This window comes from Marinimicrobium sp. UBA4209 (genome assembly GCF_002381585.1).
GTDB classification, from domain to species: domain Bacteria; phylum Pseudomonadota; class Gammaproteobacteria; order Pseudomonadales; family Cellvibrionaceae; genus Marinimicrobium; species Marinimicrobium koreense.
In genome coordinates, this window is record NZ_DFTP01000066.1 from 21,621 (window position 1) to 21,991 (window position 371).

At 54.4% G+C, this 371-nt stretch carries 1 protein-coding gene and 1 pseudogene; both read right to left on the reverse strand.

What is annotated here, in order from left to right:
- Positions 1–130, reverse strand: a pseudogene (locus B3187_RS09385) (cytochrome C oxidase Cbb3); the annotation flags it as partial.
- Between the two features lie 2 nt (positions 131–132).
- Positions 133–363 carry a CcoQ/FixQ family Cbb3-type cytochrome c oxidase assembly chaperone gene (locus B3187_RS09390; RefSeq protein WP_024459476.1) on the reverse strand — a complete coding sequence of 77 codons (231 nt, stop codon included), beginning with the start codon at positions 361–363 and terminating at the stop codon, positions 133–135.
- Positions 364–371 lie beyond the last annotated feature (8 nt).

Below are 371 nucleotides of genomic sequence, written 5' to 3' on the forward strand. Positions count from 1 at the left end.
CGGTGGTGCGGTTTTCCGGGTCTTCATCATCCCGTACCGCGACCTTCCGGTTGGCGAGCAGTACCCACAGTAGCAGCGCCAGGTTGGTGAGGGTGAGGACAATAATCCAAAGGCTCCAAAATGTACTCATAATCAGTTCCGCCTGTCAGTCTCATCACCGGCGTGATGATCCGCCTGTTCATTCTGTTCCTCGGAGTCGGGCGACTCCGAAGCTTGTTTGTTCTGGTCTTCATCGGCAAAGGGCAAATTGGCCGCGTCATCAAAGCGCTTTTTCCGACGGGGCGAAAAAGCCCACCAGCAGATGCCGATGAAAGCGATGGTGACCAGAACCGTTGATATTGCGCCCAAAGTACCCTGATCCATAAATCACC

Excerpts from the sequence above, each read along its gene's own strand:
- B3187_RS09390 (WP_024459476.1), bottom strand. The coding sequence starts at position 363 with ATGGATCAGGGTACTTTGGGCGCAATATCAACGGTTCTGGTCACCATC.